Consider the following 23,446-nt stretch of genomic DNA (forward strand, 5'->3'; position numbering starts at 1 on the left):
CGCCACGTGTGTCCTGACCGATCAGTCCTTTTCGGCAGTGGCGATCCGGCCGGCGTAGCGCTGCGTCCAGGCGGTGTCGGTGTCGACGGTGACGACCACGTCGTAGTAGCCCTCCTGGGTCGGCCACATGACGGCCTTCGTCTCGCCGTGGGCCACCGTGACCTTCTGGATACCGCCGACGTAGTCCTTGGCGGTGAGTGTGTAGTCCACCGGCTTGGTGCCGTCGTTGTGCAACGTGAGTTTCAGCTGAGCCTCGTGCTTGGTGCCCTCGCCCTTCAGCAGGTCGACCTCGACGCGCGGGAGGCCACCGCCCCTCTTTCCAGCGGGCGCGACCTGGCCGGCGAAGGAGCGCACAAAGCCGTCGTTGGAGTAGATCGAGAACGCGTACTTGCCGTCGGTGGCCTTGGTGTCCCAGGTGTACTCGCGCGGTTTGCCCGCGGTGACGGTGAACGGCGTGTTGGAGAACGCCTGGTACTTGTCGGGGAAAACCTGGAAGCTCAATGCCTTGTCCTTCGGGCCGCCGGTCAGGGTCATCCTGGCGGTGACCGTCCGCGACGCGCTGTCCTCCGAGATCGTCGCGTGCGGATGGAAGCTCAGCGGGCGCGCTTTCATGTGGTCGGCGGCGATCGACACCGACTGCTCGGCGAGCGGGTCCGGGAAGGTGGCCGGCCCCGGTTGCGGGTGGGCGAAGTCGAGCGCGCTGGTCAGGTCGCCCGCGATCGAGCGCCGCCAGTCGCTGATGTTGGGGCAACGGAACGGCTTGCCGAGGTGGGCAGCCCAGGTCTCGAGGAACTTGATCGTCGAGGTGTGGTCAAAGACTTCCGAGGCGACGTACCCGCCGCGGGTCCACGGGGAGACCAGCAGCATCGGCACCCGCGGACCGAAGCCGAGTGGGTAGTCGCCGGCGAACTCGCGCGCCGTGCCCGGCTCAGGCCACGGCGGCAGCACGTGGTCGAACTTCCCGTCGTTCTCGTCGTAGTTGAGGATGAAGAGGGTGTGGTTCCAGACATCGGGGTTGCTCTGCAGGATGTCGAGCACCTTCTTGACGTAGCGCTCGCCGTGCAGGGTGTCCGCATCCGGGTGCTCGGACCAGCCGTAGGGCGCCACGATCCAGGAGACTGCCGGCAGCGGGTGTTCCGCGCCCGGCCGGCAGGCGTCATGGAGGTTTTTGAGGACTGCGTCGAGGTTCTCGTCGGAGTCGTCGTTCGGCGAGGTCATGCCGGAGTAGTACGTGGCGTTGCCGCGCCAGATCAGCCCGGTACCGGACCGCAGCTTCGGGTCGTCGGCGCTCAGCCCCTCCGGGTCGAACCCCTTGAAGTACTTCAGCTCGTTGTCGCCGTAGTCGCCGACCCAGCCGCTGAGGTAACCCTGGCGCCCGTTGCCGCTGTTGTCGGAGTAGAGCCGCCAGTCGATGCCGACCTGCTGGAGCTGCTCGGCCACCGTGATCCAGGGACGGGAGTAGTTGGACTCATCGATGTTGCCCGTCTCGCTGTTGGCGGTACCGCTCCACAGGTACTTTCGGTTGGGGTCGGTCGGCCCGAACTCGGAGCAGAAGTTCTGGTCGGCGATGGTGTACTGGGCGGCTACCGAACGGTAGAAGCCCATGTAGGCGTCGCTGTGGTAGTTCATGCAGCTGGCGCCGTTGTGCTGCACCCACAGATCCCACTTGCGATGGTCGACGTCGCCCCAGGCTCCGTGGTCGTTGCCCCAGGCTCCGTCGTCGACCTGCGGGGTGACGATGTTGCCGTTGCCGTCCTTCTGCTGAAGGACGGTGGTGCCGTCCTGGAACCGCAGCGCCTGCTTGTCGTTGAAGCCGCGCACGCCGGGGAACGTGCCGAAGTAGTGGTCGAAGGACCGGTTCTCCTGCATCAGGATCACGACATGCTTCAGGTCGGATATATTGCCGTTGAAGCCCTTCGGCAAGACGTGAGTGGGCTCCGGAGCGGCGTACGCGCCGCCCACCCCGGCGGTCCCGCCGAGCACCAGTGTCCCGGCGGCGACCCCCGCGCCCTGGAGGAACCGACGGCGGGTGGCGCCGGTCGTCGTCTCGGGTCTGTCGCCGAACTCGGACTCGGGTGTCGAGATGGTCGGATCGGGGGCCATGGAAACTCCTCACATGGGCATGGACAGTCGGGGATGGATACCGCAGCTCGCATCGAAGCGAGTGGAAACCAACGCTGTGTGAACTCCGGCCGAGCGGTGGTCAGCAGGGCATCGACTGCAAGTGTTGTCAACTCCGGGCCGTGGATGAGGAAGCGTGAGGATCGGCATCATCGATGATCTTCCTCTGGCCATGGCGGAGGCGCCGGCCAAGCTCATCACCTCCCTCGACGCCAGCGACGACGATGACGTGCCTCCTGAAGCCGCCAAGCCTCGATCCAACGACTTCCTACAGCTCGATCCGGAGGTGGCCGTGACTCTCCGGCGGTGCCGGATCCGCCCTCCTCAGCCCTTCACCGCGCCCGAGGTGAGCCCCTGGACGATGTGCCGGCTGGCGAAGGCGAACAGCACCATGGTGGGCAGGATGGTGAGCACAGCTGCCGCCGACATCGAGCCCCAGTCGATGTTGAAGCTGGAGATGAACCCGTTCAGAGCCGTGGGGATGGTCTTGTTGCTGTCGCTGTTCATCAGCGTCACCGACAGGAACAGTTCGTTCCAGCAGTTGACGAAGTTGAAGATGAACGCGGCCACGATCCCGGGACGCATCACTGGCAGCAGCACCCTGAACAGCGCCTCGAAACGGGACAAGCCGTCGATCATGGCGGCCTCCTCCAGTGCGTCCGGGATGTTCTCGAAGAAGCCGCGGAGCATCACCGTGCAGAACGGGATGCACACGGCGACGTAGACGAGGATGAGCCCGAGGCGGTTGTCGACCAGCCTGAGATCGGTCATCAGCAGGTAGAGCGGCCCCAGCGCGATGAAGGCGGGGATCATCTGGGTGGCCAGGGCGGCCATCAGCAGCGCGGACTTGGTGCGGAACTCGAAGCGCGCCAGCACGTACGCCGACAGCATCGAGATCGCGGTGGCCGCCGCACCCGCGACGGTCGCGACGACAAGGCTGTTGGTGAGGTAGACCCCGAAGTCGGCCTTGCCGAACAGCCCGCTGTAGTTCTCCAGCGACAGGTGCTGGGGCCAGTAGGCGAGAGGGAAGGCGAAGATGTCGCCGGGCGCCTTGAGCGACGTGACGGTGATCCAGTAGAGCGGGAAGACGGTGAAGACCAGCCACATCCCCAGGAAGGCGAACTTGGTGGCCCGGCCGGCTGCGGTCTCTTTGCCGATCACGACGTCACCCCTCGCTTCTCGCGCGTGGCCAGGAGGAAGAACACCGCGAACACCAGCAGCGCGGCGACCACGAGGAGACCGAGCGCGGAGGCCCTGCCGTAGTCGCCCTGCTGGGCGATCTTGATCATCCAGGTGGTCACGATGTGTGTCTCGTTGTTCGGCCCGCCGCCGGTCATCCCGAAGATCAGGTCGGGGGAATTGAAGATCCAGATGACCCGCAGCAGCACGGTGAGCACCAACGTGATCCGGATGTACGGGATGGTGATCTCAAAGAGCGTGCGCACCTTGCCGGCGCCGTCCAGCGCCGCCGCCTCGTACAGCTCGTCGGGGATCGACTGCAGCGCGGCCAGGATCATGATGGCGAAGAAGGTGACGCCGTACCAGACGTTGGCGATCAACACGGCGATCATCGCCGTCTGCGGATCGGCCAACCAGGCGATCGGTTCGTCGATCAGTCCGGCCTTCTGCAGCAGGTCGTTCACGACGCCGAACTCGCTGTTGAACATCCAGCGGAACAGGATGCCGATGAGGAAGCCGGAGATCGCCCAGGGGAAGAAGACCAGCGCCTGGTAGACGCCGCGGAAGCGGAACCGGCGGCGCAGCCACAGGGCCAGCGTGAAGCCGATCACCAGCTGGGGCACGATCGAACCGGCCACCCAAAGAGCGGTGTTGCCCAGTACGGTGCCCCAGGCGGGGTCGGCGAAGACCTCACGGAAGTTCTTCAGGCCCACCCAGGAGGTGTCGGTGAGATCCGTCAGCTTCCAGTTGCGGAAAGCCATCTGACTGCCCGCGATCACCGGGTAGTAGGTGAAGACCGCCACGAAGACCGTGGCCGGCGTCATGAAGGCGGCGATGAGCAGGCCGCGGCGGGCGGTGAACTCGGGCCTGCGGCGGCGTGGCGCCGCGCTGCGGCCGGGCGGGGCGCCGCCGTTGAGGGCGGCGCGCACCGTCCTCGGTTTCGTCGTTGCGGACGCAGATGCGGCGGGCATGCCTATTTCTCCTGCTTCCACTTCTTGGTCCAGTACGCGTCCCAGCCGGCCAGCAGTTCCTGGGGCTCCATCTTGCCGAGCACCATCTTCTGCACGTCGGCGTCGGCCTTCTGCTCCCACTCGGTCCACCAGGCGACGCCGCGCGGCTGGCGGACGCTGAGGTACTTCTCCGGGTGCTCCGTCATGGTGACGTAGCTGGTCCAAGGGCCGCTCTTGTAGAACGGGTCGTCGGTGGCCGACTTGAGGATCGGCACCAGGCTGTTCTTCTTGGTGAAGGTCGTCGACGCCTTGCCCTGGGAGAGGAACTCGACCAGCTTGACGGCCTCGGCCCTGTGCTTGCTGCCGGCAGCGATGCCCCACCCGGCGGTGCCCAGCGGCTGGACGGTCTTGCCGCCGGGGCCGGCCACCAGCGGGGCGGTGTCCCACTGGTCCTTCGAGATCGCCTTGGACTCCGCGACCGTGGCGATCACTTCGGGGTCCTGGAGCAGGAAGGCCGTGGAGCCGTTGGAGAAGCCCTCGACCATCTCCGGATAGCCCCAGGAGACCGACGACTTGGGAGCGGCCTGCTGGAAGAGCTTTAGATACGTCTTGAGGGCGGCGAGAGCCTGGGGTGCGGAGAAGATGGTGCGACCGCTCTTGAGCTTGTAGCCGTTGGCGGGGTCGACCTCATCGGCGACGTACGCCTCGATGACGGCTGTGGCGTTGCTGTAGGCGCCGGCCCCGCCGCGGAAGGCATAGCCGTACCGGCGCTTCTCCGGGGCGTGGATGGCGTCGGCCTGCTCCAGCAACTCGTCCCAGGTGGCCGGCGGTTTGCCGAAGCCGGCCTTCTTGATCAAGTCGGTGCGGTAGAAGAGGCTCAGCCCGTAGAAGCCGTACGGGATGAAGTAGGTCCGGCCCTTGGTGTCCTCGGAGGCTTTGACGGCGTTCTCCGTCATGGCCTGCCAGCCTTTCCAACCCTTGAGGTCCTTCTTCATGTCGTAGAGCCAGCCGTTGTTCGACCACGGGCCCACGGTGATGTCCCGTACCTCCAGGGCGTCCACGCCGCTGCCGGCCTGGAGCATCTGCTGGATCTTCTGGTCGGCTTGCTCGGTGGGCGGCGAGACAAGATTGACCTTGATCTTGGGGTTCTGCCGCTCGAAGTCCGCTATGAGGCCCTTGAGCAGATGGGTGCGAGCCGGGTTCGTCAGGCTCTCGACCATGTTGAGGGTGACTGCTCCGCTGTCACCGGGGTTCATGGCGGAACAGCCGGTCAGGACCATCGCGGCGGCTGTACCGAGAGCGAGAGCTGCTGTCCTTCTTCTCATAGTGCAGACCTCTTCCTTGGGTGTCCTTGGGTGTCCTTGGGTGTCCTTGGGTGTCCGGCATGCGGTGGTGGGCCGCTACGGCACGTTGTGTTGCTAAGGCGCGCGCTGCTCGCGGGCTGCGCGGGCCCACTCGCCAAGGACCGGGACGCAGACCTCGGCGAAGTACTCGTAGTCGGCGGCGGTGTTGTAGACGTGTGCGGAAAGCCGTAGGTAGCCGGTGCCGCCGAAGCTGGTGAAGGCCGCCTCCACGCCCAGTTCCCGGGCAGCCCGGTCGCGCAGCGCGTCGGCCTCGACGCGGCTGGTGCCCAGGCCCGTTGGCAGCCGCACCAGCCGCATGCCGGGGATCGGCATGCCGACGTCCACCCTGCTGCTGACGCCGGTCAGCTCGGCGAAGGCCCCGCCGACGACCTGCTCGGCATAATCGGCCAGGTCGCCCATGTAGCGGCGGGCGGCCTGCCAGCCCCAGGTGCGCTCGATGAAGTCGAGCGCCTTCCGCGCCGCCAAATAGCTGGTGACGTCCACCGTGCCCTGCTGGTCGAAGCGGTCGGGGTACGGATCGGCGGCGCCCCACGAGTCGATCAAGGGATAGAGCTGTTCACGCAGTGGGCCTCGGGCGACCAGCGCCGCGCTGCCGCGCGGCGTACAGCCCCACTTGTGCAGGTTGCCGACCCAGAAGTCGCACGTCACGCCGGCGAGCGGGGCAGCGATCAGGCCGGGGGCGTGCGCGCCGTCCACGAGCAGCGGGATGCCACGCCGCTGCGCCTCGACGCCGATCCGTTCCACCGGCATTCTGCGCGCGGTCGCCGAGGTGATGTGGTCGAGCACGATGAGGTCGGTGGCCTGGCTGAACTCGGCGGCCACGGCCTCAAGCACCTGCTCCTCGTCCGCCTCCAGCGGAACTCGGGCGGTGCGGACCCGGCCGCCCCAGCGGCCCGCCAGCCGCTCGGCGCCCATGGTCACGGCCCCGTAGCCGTGGTCCGTGACGACGATCTCCCCGCCGCGGCGAGGGGTGAGGCAGGCGTACACGGCACTGATGCCGGCGCTCGCATTCGGCACCAGGGCGAGGTCGTCGGGGGCGACCATGAGGAAGTCCGCGAGTTCGACCCGGGCGGCGGCGACCCGCTGCGGCAGCGCCGGGAACCATACGACCGGGGCGCGTTCCATCTCCTCGCGCAGCTGGTGTTGCAGCGCCTGCGCCACCAGGGGGACCGCCCCGAACGAACCGTGGTTCAGGTGTCTCAGGGCGGGGTCCAGCGACCACGCCGCGGCCGCGGGCCGGCCGTCGGCCAGCAGCAGGGGGTGTGGCGCGGTGGCGACCTCGGTCTCGCTCACGTGACTCCATATCCGCCGGACCCGAGCGCCTGACAGACATCAGACAGGAGCCATAGGACGTATGATGACTCGGCATCCTGGCACGGGGCTGCGCAGCGAACAAGGGACAGATGGAGAGATTCATCAGATGAATCTCGGATTGATCGGTAGAACGTCTGATGACTTGCTACAGTGATCGAGGGTCCGGCGACGTCGCCGACCGTCCCGGGAGGAGTCGGATGTCCGCAGTCGACAAGGCGTTCCAGGGCCTGCGGCACATGATCGCGACGGGCCGCCTGGGTGCGGGCGAGCGCATCCCTCCGGAAGGCGATCTCTGCGAGGAACTGGGCGTCTCGCGGGGGTCGCTGCGCGAGGCCGTGCGGATGCTCGCCGCCCTGGGCGTCGTAGAGCCGAGGCACGGCTCCGGCACATACGTCTCCCAGCTCAGGCCCGAAGACATCATCGGCAGCCTGTCGCTGACCCTCGAACTCCTCCCGCTGACCGGCTTGTTGGAGGTCTACGAGATCCGGCGAGTCCTCGAAGCCCACGTCGCGGCGCAGGCCGCGGCGCGCTGTACGCCGGAGACGGTGCGGACGCTGTTTTCGCTCATCGAGGCGATGGAGGCCACCGACGACCCCGCCAAGGCCTCCGAGCTCGACCACCGCTTCCATGCGGAGATCGCCCTGGCCGGCGGCAACCCCACCCTGGCATCCCTCCTGTCGGTCTTCCGCGCCCGCTCCCGCAAATACCAGGTCTTCACCCTCCCCGAGGGGCCCGAGCTGCGCCGCAAGAGCGACGAGGACCATCACGTTCTGGCCACCGCCATCGCCTCCCGCGACCCCGTCGCCGCCGCCGGCGCGGCACAGGCTCACGTCGCCCAGACGGAGCGGTGGCTGCGTGCCTTCATGCCTCCTGTCGAGGAGGACACCCCTGGCTGACGGCGCAGAGGATTGCGCGTGAGCTCGGGCTGGTCGTCATAGGCGAGGAGCTATCGACAGCAGGCGATACATCGGAGGTCACTGCCCGGAGCCCCCCATAGGGCGCGATGACTCGCATGGCAACCCACGTCCTGTGCCACAGCGTCCGGGCGAGCGAAAGGGCCCCATCGGCTACCTCCGGTGGTCCCATCGTGCACAGCTGCGATGAGGTCTCGTCACCCGAGCTCATGCGGACATACCGTCCTCGACGCCGAGAAGACCTCGGTCGAATCACCGATGCACTCTGAGTGGCCTCGCCGGTCGTCTCCTCCCGGTACATGTGACGTGAGACCCGCAACCCGCAACAGAGAGGTTCAGAGTGGCCCGGCAGCGGAATCCGATGCGGTCGTCACGCTGGGCCTGAGTCAAGCCTCCGCCGCAGTTGCCTCCGGATCAGGAGAAAACACGCAATGCAGATCACCCCTCGCCGTTCCTCCCACGCTGCCGCCGCCCTGCTCGCCCTGGCCGCGTTCGCCACCGCCTGCGACCGTGGCAGCGATACCGCAACCGGCTCAGGCGCCGACAAGAAGCCTGGCATCGGCATCGACCTGCCGCGTTCCGACACCGACTTCTGGGATTCCTACGCGCAGTACCTCAGGAACGAAATCGGCTCCAACGGTGTCAACGCCCTGTCGCTGAGCAACTCGCAGTACAACGAAGGCAACTTGGCCGCCGACGTCCAGGTGTTCGAGAACCTTGGGGCGAAGGCCATCGTCATGGCCCCGCAGAACACCGCCATGACCTCGACCCTCGAAAGGCTGGCGGCGAAAAAGATCCCGGTGGTCAGCGTCGACACCCGGCCGGACGAGGGCCAGGTTTACATGGTGGTCCGCGCCGACAACCGGGCCTACGGCACCAAGGCCTGTGAGTTCTTGGGCAAGCAGCTGGGAGGCAAGGGGAAGGTCGCCGAGTTCCAGGGCGCGCTGGACTCGGTCAACGGCCGTGATCGCTCTGAGGCGTTCGCGGAGTGCATGAAGACGAAGTTCCCGAAGGTTCGGATCTTCGAGCTCGCCACCGAGTGGAAGGGCGACGTCGCCTCGGCCAAGCTGCAGAAGCTGCTCGCCGAGAACCCGGACCTGAACGGCATCTACATGCAGGCCGGCGGCGTCTTCCTGCAACCGACGCTGACGTTGCTTCAGGAGAAGGGGCTGCTCAAGCCGGTCGGCAAAGACGGGCACATCACCATCGTCTCCAACGACGGCATCCCGAAGGAGTTGGCCGCGATCCGCAAGGGGGACATCGACGCGACCGTCTCTCAGCCCGCCGATCTCTATGCCAAGTACGCGCTCTACTACGCCGAGGCAGCGGCTGCGGGCAAGACGTTCACACCAGGAGCGACCGACCACCACTCCACCATCATCAAGCTCCCCAACGGGCTGGAGGACCAACTGCCCGCCCCGCTGGTGACCAAGGCGAATGCGGACGACAAGTCGCTGTGGGGCAACAACGTCGGCTAGGACCGCGGCCGGGGGGAGAACAAGAGCCGTCTCCCCCGCCTTCCCCCCTCCGCAGAGCCTGCGGCCGCGGCAGTTCGTCCGCGCGGAGGTTGTCGGCGACCTTGTCGGTGTGCGCGGCTATTCGCCGTCCAGTTGCCTTCTCAGCCACCGTTCGACACCCGCCACGTGCACGGACGCCGCGGCGCCTGCCGAGTCGGGATCACGGTCGACCAGGGCTTCGTAGATCCGCGTGTGTTCGATGTGGGTCCGTTCGAAGGCACCCTCCTCCTCGTAGCCGCGCCACACCCGCGTGCGGAGCGTCTGCGAGGAGAGCCCTTCGAGGATCGCCGCCATGGACTCGTTGCCCGAAGCCCTGGCGATCGCCCGGTGGAAGGCGACGTCGTGCGCGAGGATCTCCTCCGGGTCTGCGCTCGCCCGCATCGCCTCAAGGTGCTGCTCCACCTCGGCAAGGCGCTCCGGGTCGATGCGCGCGGCGGCAAGGGCCGTCGCGGTGGACTCCAACACCCGGCGCACTTCGAGGAGTTCGAGCAGTCGTGGGCCGGGCGAGAGGTCCGCGACGGCACCGAAGGTCTCCAGGAGGTTGCCCGCCTCAAGCTGGGTCACGTAGATCCCCGAGCCGTGTCGGGCCTCCAGTACACCCATCGCGGTCAGGGCGCGGACCGCCTCACGCATCGAGTTGCGGGAGATCCCGAGTCGGGCCGCGAACTCGCGTTCCGTGGGCAGGCGCTGCCCCGGCTCCAGAAGCCCCTCCCCGATCATTGACTTGATCTGGTCGATGGCGCGCTGCGTCACCGTTCCCTTCGGCGCTTCTGCCCGCTCCGCACGTGTCTCCACTTACGCCTCCCTCGTTCGCTGCGCGGAGTCTAGTTCCACAAGTGGTCGGACCACTATGGCTTTATCTGGCGGAAAATTCGACGATCGCCCATTGACACAGCTGAATGGTCCGATGAATAGTCGTGCCCGGCCGGTGAAGCGACCCGGCCGGGCATCTCCTTTGCATCCCGCAACCCCCATGACTCAGCGCAGTGCCATCGGTGAGGAGCCGCAGCTATGGCCGGCAGGACTCTGAGAATCCCCTCGCGGGCAGCCCGCGCGGCGGCTGCGGCCGCTTGTGCCGCTCTCGCTCTCGCAGCGTGCGGAAGCACGAAGAACGCCTCTGGCGGCGCAGGAGGCGGCGAGGGCAAGGTCGGCGTCGTGCTGCCCCTGCTCACGTCGCCGTTCTGGCAGTCGTACAACGACTACGTACCGAAGATGGCGACGTCGGAGGGCGTGGACGCCCTGAAGACGGTGAACTCCAACAGCGACCCTTCCCAGCAGATCACCGACGTCAACAACCAGCTCAACCAGGGCGTCAAGGGTCTTGTGGTGGCCCCGCTGGACAGTGCCGCGATCGCCGCGGGCCTGGACCAGGCCGAACGCAAGGGTGTCCCGGTGGTCGCCGTGGACGTCGCCCCGGACAAGGGCAAGGTCGCCATGGTCGTACGGGCGAACAACACGGCGTACGGCGAGAAAGCCTGCGAGTACCTGGGTAAGACCGTTAAATCGGGCAAAGTGGTGCAGGTGATGGGTGATCTCGCCTCGGTCAACGGGCGTGAGCGCTCGGAGGCGTTCCGGACCTGTGTCCGGAAGAACTACCCGGGCCTGAAGGTCCTGGAGATTCCCGCGAAGTGGGAGTCCGACACGGCGGCCGCCAAGCTCGACACGCTCCTGAACGCCAACCCCGACATCAAGGGCATCTACCTCCAGGCCGGCGGCGTCTACCTGGCACCCACCCTCCAGACTCTCAAGTCCAAGGGGATGTTGAAGAAGACGGACGAGACGGGGCACATCACGATCGTCTCGAACGACGGCATCCCGCAGGAGTTCGACGCCATCCGCAAGGGCCAGATCGACGCCACCGTCTCCCAGCCGGCGGATGCGTACGCCAAGTACGCCATGTACTACATCAAGGCCGCCATGAACGGGAAGACGTTCAAGCCCGGCCCGACAGACCACGACTCGACCATTGTCAAGCTGCCCAACGGCCTGCTCGAAGACCAACTGCCGGCGCCCCTGGTCACCAAGGCGAACGTCGACGACCCCAAGCTGTGGGGAAACACGGTCAAGTGAGCGCCGTCGACACCATGACCCGCCCGCTGGTCGCCGCCGAGGGCATCGTCAAGCGCTACGGGCCCACCGTGGCGCTGCGCGACGGCCGGCTGACCGTCGTGCCCGGCGAGTCCCACGCCCTGGTCGGCCGCAACGGTGCGGGAAAATCCACTCTGGTCTCGATCCTCACCGGGTTGCAGGCTCCCGACGCGGGAACGGTGAGCTTCGACGGGGAAGCGGCGCCGGCGCTCTCCGATCGCGATGCCTGGCGCCGCAAGGTCGCCTGTGTCTACCAGAAGCCCACCGTCGTCCCCGGCCTCACGGTCGCCGAGAACCTCTTCATCAACCGGCAGCCCACCGGCAGGGGAGGCTTCATCAGCTGGCGCCGCATGCAGGCCCGGGCCGCCGAACTCCTCGACACCTGGGACGTACGCGTCGCACCCGAAGCCATCACCGCGGAGCTGAAGGTCGAGGACCGCCAACTCGTCGAGATCGCACGGGCATTGAGCTTCGGTGCCCGCTTCATCATCCTCGACGAGCCCACCGCGCAGCTCGACAACAGGGAGATCGAACGGCTCTTCGACCGGATGCGCAGCCTGCAGGAGTCCGGGGTGACCTTCCTGTTCATCTCGCACCATCTGCAGGAGGTGTACGAGGTCTGCCAGACGGTGACCGTGCTGCGCGACGCCCGCTGGATCACCACCGCGCCGGTGGCGGACCTGCCTCGCGGCGCCCTCGTCGAGGCCATGGCGGGCGAGGCGGTGGCAGGTGGGACGGCGGCGGAAAGCGGTGCCGTGGCCCGCCCGACTCCGCCCGCCGACACGCCCATACGTCTCGATGTACGCGGACTCACCGGCGTCGGCGACGTGTTCGAGGACGTGGACCTGACCATCCGCCGCGGTGAGGTGGTCGGCCTTGCGGGATCCAGCGGCAGCGGCAAGATCGAGCTGGCCGAAAGCCTCGCCGGGCTGCACACCCCGACCGCCGGGCAGGCGGAACTGGACGGCGCGAGGCTGCCGTTCGGCGACGTCTCCGCCGCCCTGCGAGCCGGTGTGGGCTGTGTACCCCGAGACCGGCACGAACAGGGCCTGGTGTCCGGGATGACCATCGGCGACAACGCCACCATGAGCGTCCTCGACCGGCTCGGCCGATACGGCCTGGTGGGCACCACCGCCAAGCGGTCCTTTGCCAGGGACCTCATCCAGCGTCTCGACATCCACGCCGAAGGGCCCGAGCAGCCGGTGTCCGACCTGTCGGGCGGCAACGCCCAGAAGGTCGTCATGGCCCGCGCCCTGGCCTGCGACCCCCGCCTCCTCGTCCTCATCAATCCGACCGCCGGCGTGGACGTGAAGTCCAAGGAGTCACTGCTCGCCCGGGTGGACAGTGCCCGCGACGACGGCACCGCGGTGCTCGTCGTCTCGGACGAGCTCGACGACCTGCGGCGCTGCGACCGCGTCCTGGTGCTGTTCCACGGCCGCGTCGTCGCCGAGCACCCAGCCGGCTGGAACGACCACGAGCTGATCGCCTCGATCGAAGGAGTTGACCGTGGCTGACACCAAGGCCGCGAACGTGCGCGACGCCACGAGCGCCTCGCCCACGGCCACCCCACCGGGTACGGCCAAGAACGTACTGTTGCGCCGAGGACGGGAGTTGGCTCTCGTACCCGCACTCCTTGCCCTGCTGGTCCTCGGCTCGGTGGTCAACGGCTCCTTCCTGACCGAACGCAATCTCGTCTCCATCCTCGGCGCCTCGGCTGCGCTCGCCATGGTCGTGCTCGCCGAGTCCCTCGTGCTGATCACCGGGAAGTTCGACCTGTCCCTCGAATCGGTCGTCGGCATCGCGCCCGCGCTCGGCGCGCTGCTCGTACTTCCCGCGGCCAGTGCCGGTTTCGGCACCGAATGGCCCGTCGCCACGGGTCTGTTGGCGATCGTGGTGGCCGGTGCGCTGGTCGGCGCCTTCAACGGCGTCCTGGTGGTGAAGTTCAAGCTCAACGCGTTCATCGTCACGCTCGCCATGCTGATCATCCTGCGCGGCCTGCTGGTCGGCGCGACCGAGGGCAAGACCCTCTTCGGCATGCCGGACGCCTTCTTCACCCTCGCGACCACCACCTTCCTCTCCGTTCCGATGTCGGTATGGGTGGCGGTGGCCGCCTTCGGAATCGCCGGTCTTGGGCTCAAGTACCACCGCTGGGGACGGGCGTTGTACGCGATCGGCGGCAACCCGGACGCGGCCCGCGCCGCCGGCATCCGCGTCGAGCGCGTGATGCTGGGAGTCTTCGTCGTCGCCGGTGTTCTCGCGGCGGTCGGCGGTCTGATGCAGACCGGCTACGTCGGCGCCATCAACGCCAACCAGGGCCAGAACATGATCTTCACGGTGTTCGCGGCCGCGGTCATCGGCGGCATCAGCCTCGACGGCGGCAAAGGCACCATGTTCGGTGCCCTCACCGGCGTCCTGCTGCTCGGCGTCGTACAGAATCTGCTGACCCTCGCGCAGGTGCCGTCCTTCTGGATCCAGGCGATCTACGGCGGCATCATCCTCGTCGCCCTCATGATCGCCCGTGTCACCACCGGCCGCGCACAGGACTGAACCCGACCACGCTCGCGGGCCCGAAGGGTCTGCGTCGGCCGAAGCCCATGCCCGCGCATCACCCGCGCGCCCAGCAAGGAGAACCCCGTGAAACTGCTGCGCCTCGGCGACCCCGGGCGGGAGCGCCCCGCCCTCCTCGCCGATGACGACCGGTTCCTGGATCTGTCCGGCCGCATCGCCGACATCGACGGCGCCTTCTTCGCCTCCGACGGCCTGGAACGGGTCCGGGCCGCCGGCGAAGCCGGCGAACTGCCGGAGCTGGATGCGACCGGACTGCGCACCGGCGCCCCCGTCGCCCGTCCCGGCAAGGTCGTCTGCGTCGGCCTCAACTACCGCGACCACGCGACGGAGACGGGGGCCACCATCCCCGAGCGGCCCGTGGTCTTCATGAAGGACCCGAGCACGGTCGTCGGCCCGTACGACGACGTGCTCATCCCGCGCGGCTCCACCCGGACCGACTGGGAGGTCGAGCTGGCCGTCGTCGTCGGCGCCCGCGCCCGCTACCTGGACAGCGCGGAGCAGGCACTGGACTGCGTGGCCGGGTACGCGATCAGCCACGACGTATCCGAGCGGGAGTTCCAGCTCGACTTCTCCCCGCAGTGGGATCTGGGCAAGTCGTGCGAGACCTTCAACCCGCTCGGACCCTGGCTCGTCACTCCCGACGAGGTGGGACAGCCGCAGTCGCTCGGCCTGCGGCTCGCGGTGAACGGCGAAGTCCGGCAGGACGGCCACACCAAGGACATGATCTTCCCGGTCGGGTATCTCATCCACTACCTGAGCCAGTACATGGTCCTCGAACCCGGCGACGTGATCAACACCGGCACCCCGGCGGGCGTCGCCCTCGGCCTGCCCGGACAGCCCTATCTGCGTCCCGGCGACACCGTGGACCTGTCCATCGACGGCCTCGGCAGCCAGCGCCAGACCTTCGCAGCAGCGTGACGCCCGTGAAACCCATGAAAGCGGCCCCACCAGTGAACAAGGCCCCCGTGCCCGTGACCGCCAGCTCCCCCACAGCGATGACCCCCGACTCTCCGCGGATCACCGCCGTCGACACCTACGACATCCGCTTTCCCACCTCGCGCGAGCTCGACGGCTCCGACGCGATGAACCCCGACCCCGACTACTCCGCCGCATATCTGGTGCTGCGTACGGACGCCGAAGACGGCGCCGAAGGGCACGGCTTCACCTTCACCATCGGGCGTGGCAACGACATCCAGGTCGCCGCCATCGAGGCGCTGAGACCGTACCTGGTCGGCCGGTCGGTCGACGCGCTGTGCGCGGACCCCGGCTCGGTGAGCCGTGACCTCACCGGTGACAGCCAACTGCGCTGGCTGGGACCGGAAAAGGGCGTCATACACATGGCGATCGGCGCCGCGGTCAACGCCGTATGGGACCTCGCCGCCAAACGGGCCCGCAAGCCCCTGTGGCAACTGCTCGCCGACGCCGAGCCCGAGTGGCTGGCCGGCCAGATCGACTACCGCTACATCGCCGACGCGCTGACCCCCGCCGAAGCCCTCGTACTCCTCGAACGCGGCCGACAGGGTGCCCCGCAGCGCGTGCAGCGCCTGCACGCGACCGGCTACCCCGGCTACACCACATCCCCTGGCTGGCTCGGCTACTCGGACGAGAAGCTCACCCGCCTCGCCCGCCAAGCGGTCGCGGACGGCTTTCAGCAGATCAAGCTGAAAGTGGGCGCCGATCTCAACGATGACGTACGCCGCTGCCGTGCCGCCCGCGCAGCCGTCGGCCCCGACATCCGCATCGCGATCGACGCCAACCAACGCTGGAACGTCGACGAGGCCGTCGAATGGACACGGACCCTGGCCGAGTTCGACCCGTACTGGATCGAGGAGCCCACCAGCCCGGACGATGTCCTCGGCCATGCGGCGATACGGAAGGCCGTGGCTCCGGTGAAGGTCGCCACCGGCGAGCATGTGCAGAACCGCATCGTCTTCAAACAGCTGCTGCAGGCCGGCGCGATCGATGTGCTGCAGCTCGACGCCGCCCGCGTCGGCGGAGTGAACGAGAACCTCGCCATCCTGCTGCTCGCCGCCAAGTACGGGGTGCCGGTCTGCCCGCACGCCGGCGGAGTCGGGCTGTGCGAACTCGTCCAGCATCTCTCGATGTTCGACTACGTCGCGCTGTCGGGGACGACCGAGGACCGCGTCATCGAGTACGTCGACCATCTGCACCAGCACTTCACCGACCCGGTCCGTATCGAGCACGGGCACTACGCCACTCCGACCGCGCCCGGATTCTCGGCACAGATGAGGCAGGAGTCCATCGACGCCTACCGCTACCCCGACGGCACGTTCTGGGCGGCCGACGGCGCCGCCGGCAAGGAGGCGAAGGCATGAGTACTTGTACCGCGACCGGCCACGACGGAGAACTGCACGGCCTGAAGGCCATCGTCACCGGCGGCGGCTCCGGCATCGGTCTGACCACGGCCCGGCTCCTGGCCGCACGCGGCGCCGCCGTGGCGGTTCTCGACCTCGATCCCGCTGCCGCGACGGCGCCCCTGCGCGGCTACACCGCGGATGTGGCGGACGACGCCTCCGTCATCACAGCGGTGGCGGAAGCGGCCGCCGACCTGGGTGGCATCGACATCCTGGTGAACAACGCCGGGATCGGCGCCATCGGCACGGTCGAGGACAACGACGACGCGGAGTGGGAACGGGTGCTGGGCATCAACGTCCTCGGCATGGTGCGCACCACCCGCGCCGCTCTGCCCCACCTTCGGGAATCGGCGCACGCCTCGATCGTCAACACCTGTTCCATCGCCGCAACCGCCGGGCTGCCGCAGCGGGCGCTCTACAGCGCGAGCAAGGGCGCGGTCCTGTCGCTGACGCTGGCGATGGCAGCCGACCATGTCCGCGAAGGGATCCGCGTCAACTGCGTCAACCCCGGCACCGTGGACACCCCTTGGGTGGGGCGGCTGTTGGAGCAGGCCGCCGACCCCGCCGCCGAGCGCGCCGCGCTCGCCGCGCGCCAGCCGATGGGCCGTCTGGTCACCGCCGACGAGGTGGCGGCGGCCATCGCCTATCTGGCCGGACCCGGCGCCGCCTCGGTGACCGGCACCGCCCTCGCCGTGGACGGCGGCATGCAGGGCCTGCGGCTGCGTCCGGTGGGGCAGTGATGGCGGCCGAGGCGAGTGACACCACCGGACGCGCGGCCCACCCGCCCGCCGATGCCATGCCGCGACGCGCCCTCGGCCGCAGCGGCGTCGAGGTCACCCCACTCGGCCTCGGCGGCGCCGCGATAGCCGGGCTCTACAGCCCGGTCGACGAGGAAAGCGCGGCCGCCACCATCGAGGCGGCCTGGGACGCGGGCATCCGCTACTTCGACACCGCACCGCACTACGGCCTGGGTGTCTCCGAGCGACGCCTGGGCGCGGTGCTGCGCACCAAGTACCGTACGGAGTACGTCATCTCCACCAAGGTGGGCCGCCTCCTTGAGCCGTACGAGGGGACAGGCTCCGACATGGCGAACGGCTTCGCTGTCCCCGCCACCCACCGCCGTGTCTGGGACTTCAGCGCCGACGGGGTGCGACGCTCCCTGGAGGAGAGCCTGACCCGCCTCGGCCTCGACCGCATCGACCTGGCCCTGATCCACGACCCCGACGACCACGGCGAGCAGGCGTTCCGCGAGTCCTACCCCGAGCTGGAACGGCTCCGCTCCGAAGGCATGGTGGGAGCCATCGGCGCGGGCATGAACCAGACCGCGATGCTCACCCGGTTCCTCATCGACTCGGATGTCGACGCGGTACTGTGCGCCGGCCGCTACACCCTTCTCGAACAGCCCGCGCTCGCCGAACTGCTGCCCGCCGCCGCGAACCGCGGCAAGAGCGTCATCATCGGCGGTGTCCTCAACTCCGGGCTCCTCGCGAACCCCGCCCCAGGGGCCACGTACAACTACAGTGCGGCCCCAGGTGAGTTGCTGGAGCGGGCGCTGCGAATGCGGGAGATCACCGAGGCGTACGGCGTACCGCTGCGCGCCGCCGCTCTCCACTTCCCCTTCGGCCACCCGGCCGTGGCGAGTGTGCTGACCGGAGCGCGGTCGGCGGCGGAGGTTCGGGACGCGGCGACACTCCTGAACGCACCGGTCCCGGCCGACGTCTGGGACCGGTTGTGCAAAGAGGCCCTGCTACCGCGCCACGTCCCCGTGCCGGAGGCCCGATAGCCATGCGCGTCGCCCTGTTCGTCACCTGCTTCAACGACACGATGTTCCCGCAGACCGGCAAAGCCGTGGTGAAGCTCCTGGAACGGCTGGGCCACACCGTCGACTTCCCGCAGGCACAGACCTGCTGCGGCCAGATGCACTTCAACACCGGATACCGACCCGAGGCGCTGCCCATGGTTCGCCGTTTCGCGGAGGTCTTCTCGGGTTACGACGCCATCGTCACGCCCTCCGGTTCGTGCGCCGGCATGATCCGCGAGCACCACGCGACGCTGGCGGCCCAGTACGGGGACTCGGAGCTTCAGGCAGCTGTCCGGGGCGTCGCCCCCGCCGTGCGCGAACTGTCGGAGTTCCTGGTGGACGTCCTCGGGATCACCGACGTCGGGGCGTACTTCCCGCACCGCGTCACCTACCACCCCACCTGCCACTCCCTGCGGATGCTCCGCGTCGGCGACCGGCCCCTTCGACTCCTGCGCGCCGTCCGGGGCATCGATCTGGTCGCACTGCCCGAGGCCGACAGCTGCTGCGGCTTCGGCGGCACCTTCGCCCTGAAGAACCCCGACGTGTCCAACGCCATGCTCGCCGACAAGGTCCGTACCGTGCAGTCCACCCGCGCCGAAGTGCTGTGCGCCGGCGACAACTCCTGCCTGATGCACATCGGCGGCGGCCTCGGCCGGCTCCGCACCGGGGTGGGCACCAGGCACCTGGCGGAGATCCTGGCCGCGACGGAAGGAGACGCACCGTGAGCGGGACCGTCAACCCCAACAACCCCAACAACCCCAACAACCCCAACAACGTGGTCTGGCTCGGCAGCCCCGCCTTCCCCGTCGCGGCGAAGGAAGCCGTCGCGGACAGCCGGCTGCGTGCCAATCTGCGCAAGGCCACCGGCACCATCCGCGACAAACGGCTCGCCGTCTCCGCCGAACTCGACGACTGGGAGCAGCTGCGCACCGCGGCCGCCGCCATCAAGCGGGCCACCCTTCGTCACCTCGACCAACACCTCCTGCGGCTGGAGGCATCGGTCACCGCCGCGGGTGGCATCGTGCACTGGGCGGCGGACGCCGCCGAGGCGAACCGCATCGTCACCGACCTCATCCAGGCCACCGGCGAGAGCGAGGTCGTCAAGGTCAAGTCCATGGCCACCCAGGAGATCGGCCTTAACGACGCTCTCGCCGGAGCAGGCATCAGGGCGTACGAGACCGATCTCGCCGAACTCATCGTCCAGCTCGGCGACGACCGCCCCTCGCACATCCTGGTCCCGGCCATCCACAAGGGCCGCGCCGAGATCCGCGAGATCTTCCAGGACGCGATGGGCAGGTGGGGGAAGCCTGCGCCCGATGACCTGACCGACGAACCCGACGACCTCGCCGAGGCCGCACGCCTGCACCTGCGCGAGAGGTTCCTGCGCGCCAAAGTGGCCGTCTCCGGCGCGAACTTCGCCGCCGCCGACACCGGCACGGTCGTCATCGTGGAATCCGAGGGGAACGGCCGGATGTGCCTCACCCTCCCCGAGACGCTGATCACCGTGATGGGCATCGAGAAGGTCCTGCCCTCCTTCGCCGATCTCGAAGTCTTCCTCCAACTGCTGCCCCGCTCCTCCACCGGTGAGCGGATGAACCCGTATACCAGCATGTGGACCGGCCCCACCGAGGACGACGGCCCCCGCGCATTCCACCTGGTCCTCCTCGACAACGGCCGCACCGCCACGCTCAAGGACACCGTCGGGCGTCAGACCCTCGGCTGCATTCGCTGCTCGGCGTGCCTCAACGTCTGCCCGGTGTACGAGCGCACCGGCGGCCACGCCTACGGCTCGGTCTACCCCGGCCCGATCGGCGCCGTGCTCACACCCCAGCTGGTCGGGGTCGAGCAGGCCGCCACGCTGCCCTACGCGTCCACCCTCTGCGGCGCCTGCTACGACGCCTGCCCGGTGAAGATCGACATCCCGGAGGTGCTGGTGCACCTACGCGCCCGAACCGTGGACGTCAAGCGGAGGGGGCCGGTCCCCACCCCGGAAGCACTGATGATGAAGGCCGCGGGCGCCATCCTGTCCTCCCCACGCCGACTCGGCATGGCCCAGCGGGCGGCCGTGCTCGGCGGCCGGCTCCTGGCTCGGCGCGGCATCCTGCGCCGCCTTCCAGGACCACTCGCGCGCTGGTCCGACACGCGGGACACGCCGGCGCCGCCGCGCGAAACGTTCCGTGCCTGGTGGCGCCACGAGAGGAGCCCGAGATGAGCAGCCGCGCGACGGTACTCGGCCGTATCCGTTCGGCACTGGCGGACGTCCCCGCCACCGAGCCGTACGATGCCGCGAGCGTCCCCCGCGACTATCGCGACAGCCACGCCGGACACGACGTCATCGGCCTGTTCGCCGAGCGCGCCGCCGACTACCGGGCCACCGTCACCCGCACCGCCGACCCGCGCAAGGCCATCGCCGCCGCGCTGTCCCACCGGCAGGTGTCCGGCGCCCTCGTCGTCCCCCAGGGATTCCCGGTCGCATGGCTGCCGGACGGCGACTGGAACCGGTGCACCGACACCCCACCGCTCGACGTGCGCGAACTAGATGCAGTGGGTGGCGTGCTCACCACCTGTGCCCTGGCCGTAGCCGTCACCGGCACGATCGTCCTCGACGCCGGCCCCGGCCAAGGCCGTCGGGCACTCACCCTGCTGCCCGACTACCACCTGTGCGTCGTACGCGCCGACCAGATCGCCGCAGACGTGCCCGAAGCGCTGCGGCGCCTCGACGCCCGTCGCCCCCTGACTTTCATCTCCGGCCCTTCCGCCACCAGTGACATCGAGTTGGAGCGAGTCGAGGGCGTGCACGGCCCGCGCACCCTGGACATCATCATCACCGACAGCTGAGGAGTCCCCACCCATGCGCATCGCCCTGCACACCAAGGTCCGTGCGGACCGTATCGCGGAGTACGAGGCGGCTCATCGCGAAGTGCCGCAGGAGCTGACGGCCGCCATCCGCGCTGCCGGGACCACCTCGTGGACCATCTGGCGCAGCGGCACAGACCTCTTCCACGTCCTGGAATGCGAGGACTACGCCGCCCTCCTCGCCGAGCTGGAGAAGCTGCCGGTGAACATCGCCTGGCAGGCCCGCATGGCCGAACTCCTCGACGTCATCCACGACTACTCGACGGACGGAGCCACCGCCGGCCTGCCCGTCGTGTGGGAGCTGTAAGGCTCATGGGCATCATCGACGCGCACCACCACGTATGGGACCTCTCCGTACGCGACCAGGACTGGATCACGGGGCCCGAACTCGCCCCGCTGCGCCGCGACTTCCTCCTCTCCGACCTGGAGCCGCAGGCCCGCGCCGCGAGCGTCGACCGCACCATCCTCGTCCAGACGGTCACGGTGGCGGGGGAAACCCCCGAGCTCCTGGCGCTCGCGGGCGAGAGCGACGTGGTGGCGGGAGTGGTCGGCTGGACCGACCTCACCGCGTCCGACGTGGCCGGCAAGCTGGACCGCTTGCGTGCCCTGCCCGGCGGCGAGTGGCTGCGGGGCATCCGCCACCAGGTGCAGGGTGAGCCTGACCCCTGGTGGCTCATCCGCCCCGAAGTACTGTGCGGACTGCGGACGGTGGCGGACGCGGGGCTTGTGTACGACGTGGTCGTCCTGCCGCACCAGTTGCCCGCGGTAGTGTCCGCCGCCCGGCGTCTGCCCGAACTCACCTTCGTGCTGGACCACCTGGGCAAACCACCCGTCGTTTCAGGCCAGTTGGAGCCTTGGTCGGAGGCCGTCCGAGAACTTGCCTCGCAGCCGAACACCGTCTGCAAGCTGTCCGGCATGGTCACCGAGGCCGACTGGCACGAGTGGACGGTCGACGCTCTTCGCCCCTACGCGGACACCGTGCTCGACGCCTTCGGCCCGCGGCGGTTGATGTTCGGATCCGACTGGCCGGTGTGCACGCTCGCCGCAAGCTACGCCGAGGTGGTGGACGCCACCGGTGCGCTCCTCGCGGGTCTGAGCCCTGACGAGAAGGCCGCCGTGTGGACGGGCACCGCGGAGCGCGTGTACGGGCTCTGATTGCTGGGGCGGGCTGCTGCCAGCACCGTGTCCGGCACCGCCGGTTCACGGACCAGCACGGACCAGCACGGACCAGCACGGAGGAGACCTCTGCTGCCCTCCCCGGATCCCGAACGATGCCGCACGATCACCAGCGCCCGCGAGACCGCCCCTGTGGCTGGCGTTGGCGCCGGTGCAAGAACCTGCGGGCCTCGGCGGCGAGTTGGGCCTGGCGCCGGTAGCCGGCGGTGCCCGGCGGTGTTTCCGCGGGAGGATCGGCTACGGGGTGAGGGAGGCGCCGCCGAGTCCCTCACCCCGTCGCTGGAGCCTGTCTGATGGGTCAGGCGCAACCCGGCTCGGCGAAATGCCGGGGATCGCCGCGTTCATGCCCGGACGTCATCCGCCAGCCTCGCGGCTGCCGTGCCTCGGCCGTTTGCCGCCCACGCTGCGAACAGGCTGTAGGGGGTAGCGGGGTTCAGGCCCATGTCTTTGGCAGCGCGTTCGGGCAAGTCGGCCAGGTTCCACATCACGATCTCATGGCTGATCTGCCCGTCGGATGTGAAGGTGTACTGGCTCATGCCGGGGCAGTCGAACCGGTGACCGGAATGAAGGGTGCCGGTGTATCGCCATAGGACGCCGGCCCGGCCTGCGGCGTGGATGCTGTCCAGTGAGCTCATGGTCAATTCGGAGGTGGCAGCAAACCAGACGCCAAGTTGATCGCGGACCTCGTCACGGCTGTGCAGGTCCCACCGGAGCGTCTTCTCCTCGTAGTGGACGTCTTCGGTGTAGACGGACACGACGGCGTCGAGGTCATGCCGGGCGTAGCCGTCGCAGAGCCGTCGGACCACAGCGTTCTGCGTGGCGCGGTAAGCCAGTTCGGGTCCAGCTACTGACGTGTCGCTCACGGCCGGTCCTCTCGAAGTGCATCACGTCCGCGCATCCTCCCCTGCCTGCAGTGATGCCAGACGCAGAGATCGCGATGGATCGTTTCTCTGCGGTCGCCAACATCGGTAGGAGGACGCTGTGGCGGTGGGACACACGAGACGACTCCCGGCGACACGGAAACCGGGACAGGCATGGGTAGCTACTTGCCCCTGAAAAAGGGTTTGGGCTGGTGACGGGGTCGGAGCTGTTGGAGGGCACCAGTCCGACGGCCAGCCATTGGCCCCTGCCTCACCGGCTAAGCGTGGTCATCCGCTGGAGGTTGTAGGCGAAGACTCCCAGTCCGGCCCAGGTCTGGGCGCCGGTCAGGCGGCGGAGGCGAG

21 protein-coding genes are annotated in these 23,446 nt (G+C 68.5%); 14 read left to right on the forward strand and 7 right to left on the reverse strand.

Annotated elements, in window-relative coordinates; translation table 11 throughout:
• Positions 1–21: 21 nt before the first annotated feature.
• The 5 genes from ACO1BR_RS32535 to ACO1BR_RS32555 form a co-directional block, all read right to left on the reverse strand.
• Entirely contained in the window at positions 22–2,103 is a 2,082-nt protein-coding gene (locus ACO1BR_RS32535) for an alkaline phosphatase family protein (RefSeq protein ID WP_426798684.1), read from the reverse strand.
• 342 nt (positions 2,104–2,445) lie between these two features.
• Positions 2,446–3,282, reverse strand: coding sequence for a carbohydrate ABC transporter permease (locus ACO1BR_RS32540; protein WP_426798685.1), 837 nt, complete (start codon positions 3,280–3,282; stop codon positions 2,446–2,448).
• Entirely contained in the window at positions 3,279–4,271 is a 993-nt protein-coding gene (locus ACO1BR_RS32545; protein WP_426798686.1) for a carbohydrate ABC transporter permease, read from the reverse strand. Before ACO1BR_RS32545 ends, ACO1BR_RS32540 begins: the two co-directional genes overlap by 4 nt.
• Positions 4,272–4,273: 2 nt before the next feature.
• Positions 4,274–5,506 carry an ABC transporter substrate-binding protein gene (locus ACO1BR_RS32550; RefSeq protein ID WP_426798687.1) on the reverse strand — a complete coding sequence of 411 codons (1,233 nt, stop codon included), beginning with the start codon at positions 5,504–5,506 and terminating at the stop codon, positions 4,274–4,276.
• Between the two features lie 162 nt (positions 5,507–5,668).
• Positions 5,669–6,907 (reverse strand): aminotransferase class V-fold PLP-dependent enzyme, encoded by a 1,239-nt coding sequence (locus tag ACO1BR_RS32555; protein WP_426798688.1) that lies wholly within the window; start codon positions 6,905–6,907, stop codon positions 5,669–5,671.
• A 218-nt stretch (positions 6,908–7,125) separates the two neighbouring features.
• Between ACO1BR_RS32555 and ACO1BR_RS32560 the strand changes: the two genes are divergently transcribed.
• Positions 7,126–7,824 (forward strand): FadR/GntR family transcriptional regulator, encoded by a 699-nt coding sequence (locus ACO1BR_RS32560; RefSeq protein WP_426798689.1) that lies wholly within the window; start codon positions 7,126–7,128, stop codon positions 7,822–7,824.
• A gap of 449 nt (positions 7,825–8,273) precedes the next feature.
• Positions 8,274–9,320, forward strand: coding sequence for a sugar ABC transporter substrate-binding protein (locus ACO1BR_RS32565; RefSeq protein ID WP_426798690.1), 1,047 nt, complete (start codon positions 8,274–8,276; stop codon positions 9,318–9,320).
• A 117-nt stretch (positions 9,321–9,437) separates the two neighbouring features.
• Here ACO1BR_RS32565 and ACO1BR_RS32570 read toward each other — a convergent pair whose 3' ends face one another.
• Positions 9,438–10,154 carry a FadR/GntR family transcriptional regulator gene (locus tag ACO1BR_RS32570; RefSeq protein ID WP_426798691.1) on the reverse strand — a complete coding sequence of 239 codons (717 nt, stop codon included), beginning with the start codon at positions 10,152–10,154 and terminating at the stop codon, positions 9,438–9,440.
• 216 nt (positions 10,155–10,370) lie between these two features.
• Between ACO1BR_RS32570 and ACO1BR_RS32575 the strand changes: the two genes are divergently transcribed.
• The 12 genes from ACO1BR_RS32575 to ACO1BR_RS32630 all read left to right on the forward strand — a co-directional run bounded on the left by ACO1BR_RS32575 (position 10,371) and on the right by ACO1BR_RS32630 (position 22,202).
• Entirely contained in the window at positions 10,371–11,429 is a 1,059-nt protein-coding gene (locus tag ACO1BR_RS32575) for a sugar ABC transporter substrate-binding protein (RefSeq protein ID WP_426798692.1), read from the forward strand.
• 14 nt (positions 11,430–11,443) lie between these two features.
• Complete coding sequence (locus ACO1BR_RS32580) at positions 11,444–12,961, forward strand: sugar ABC transporter ATP-binding protein (protein WP_426798708.1); 1,518 nt, start codon at positions 11,444–11,446, stop codon at positions 12,959–12,961.
• Positions 12,954–13,994 (forward strand): ABC transporter permease, encoded by a 1,041-nt coding sequence (locus ACO1BR_RS32585; RefSeq protein WP_426798693.1) that lies wholly within the window; start codon positions 12,954–12,956, stop codon positions 13,992–13,994. Before ACO1BR_RS32580 ends, ACO1BR_RS32585 begins: the two co-directional genes overlap by 8 nt.
• A gap of 87 nt (positions 13,995–14,081) precedes the next feature.
• Positions 14,082–14,933, forward strand: a complete 852-nt coding sequence (locus ACO1BR_RS32590; protein ID WP_426798694.1) for a fumarylacetoacetate hydrolase family protein — start codon at positions 14,082–14,084, stop codon at positions 14,931–14,933.
• 77 nt (positions 14,934–15,010) lie between these two features.
• Positions 15,011–16,351: an enolase C-terminal domain-like protein gene (locus ACO1BR_RS32595; protein WP_426798695.1), complete on the forward strand. Its 1,341-nt coding sequence runs from the start codon at positions 15,011–15,013 to the stop codon at positions 16,349–16,351.
• Positions 16,348–17,130, forward strand: coding sequence for an SDR family NAD(P)-dependent oxidoreductase (locus tag ACO1BR_RS32600; RefSeq protein WP_426798696.1), 783 nt, complete (start codon positions 16,348–16,350; stop codon positions 17,128–17,130). The genes ACO1BR_RS32595 and ACO1BR_RS32600 overlap by 4 nt, the downstream gene beginning before the upstream one ends.
• A gap of 56 nt (positions 17,131–17,186) precedes the next feature.
• Entirely contained in the window at positions 17,187–18,173 is a 987-nt protein-coding gene (locus tag ACO1BR_RS32605) for an aldo/keto reductase (protein WP_426798709.1), read from the forward strand.
• Between the two features lie 2 nt (positions 18,174–18,175).
• A complete protein-coding gene (locus tag ACO1BR_RS32610) occupies positions 18,176–18,916 on the forward strand; it encodes a (Fe-S)-binding protein (protein WP_426798697.1) in 741 nt (246 codons plus the stop codon).
• Positions 18,913–20,403, forward strand: a complete 1,491-nt coding sequence (locus ACO1BR_RS32615) for a lactate utilization protein B (RefSeq protein ID WP_426798698.1) — start codon at positions 18,913–18,915, stop codon at positions 20,401–20,403. Before ACO1BR_RS32610 ends, ACO1BR_RS32615 begins: the two co-directional genes overlap by 4 nt.
• A complete protein-coding gene (locus ACO1BR_RS32620; protein WP_426798699.1) occupies positions 20,400–21,029 on the forward strand; it encodes a LutC/YkgG family protein in 630 nt (209 codons plus the stop codon). Before ACO1BR_RS32615 ends, ACO1BR_RS32620 begins: the two co-directional genes overlap by 4 nt.
• A gap of 13 nt (positions 21,030–21,042) precedes the next feature.
• Positions 21,043–21,354 (forward strand): L-rhamnose mutarotase, encoded by a 312-nt coding sequence (locus tag ACO1BR_RS32625; protein ID WP_426798700.1) that lies wholly within the window; start codon positions 21,043–21,045, stop codon positions 21,352–21,354.
• A gap of 5 nt (positions 21,355–21,359) precedes the next feature.
• Positions 21,360–22,202 carry an amidohydrolase family protein gene (locus tag ACO1BR_RS32630; protein WP_426798701.1) on the forward strand — a complete coding sequence of 281 codons (843 nt, stop codon included), beginning with the start codon at positions 21,360–21,362 and terminating at the stop codon, positions 22,200–22,202.
• 362 nt (positions 22,203–22,564) lie between these two features.
• Here ACO1BR_RS32630 and ACO1BR_RS32635 read toward each other — a convergent pair whose 3' ends face one another.
• A complete protein-coding gene (locus ACO1BR_RS32635; RefSeq protein ID WP_426798702.1) occupies positions 22,565–23,086 on the reverse strand; it encodes a nuclear transport factor 2 family protein in 522 nt (173 codons plus the stop codon).
• Positions 23,087–23,446 lie beyond the last annotated feature (360 nt).

The sequence above is a fragment of the Streptomyces sp. YGL11-2 genome, assembly GCF_050054615.1.
GTDB lineage: Bacteria > Actinomycetota > Actinomycetes > Streptomycetales > Streptomycetaceae > Streptomyces.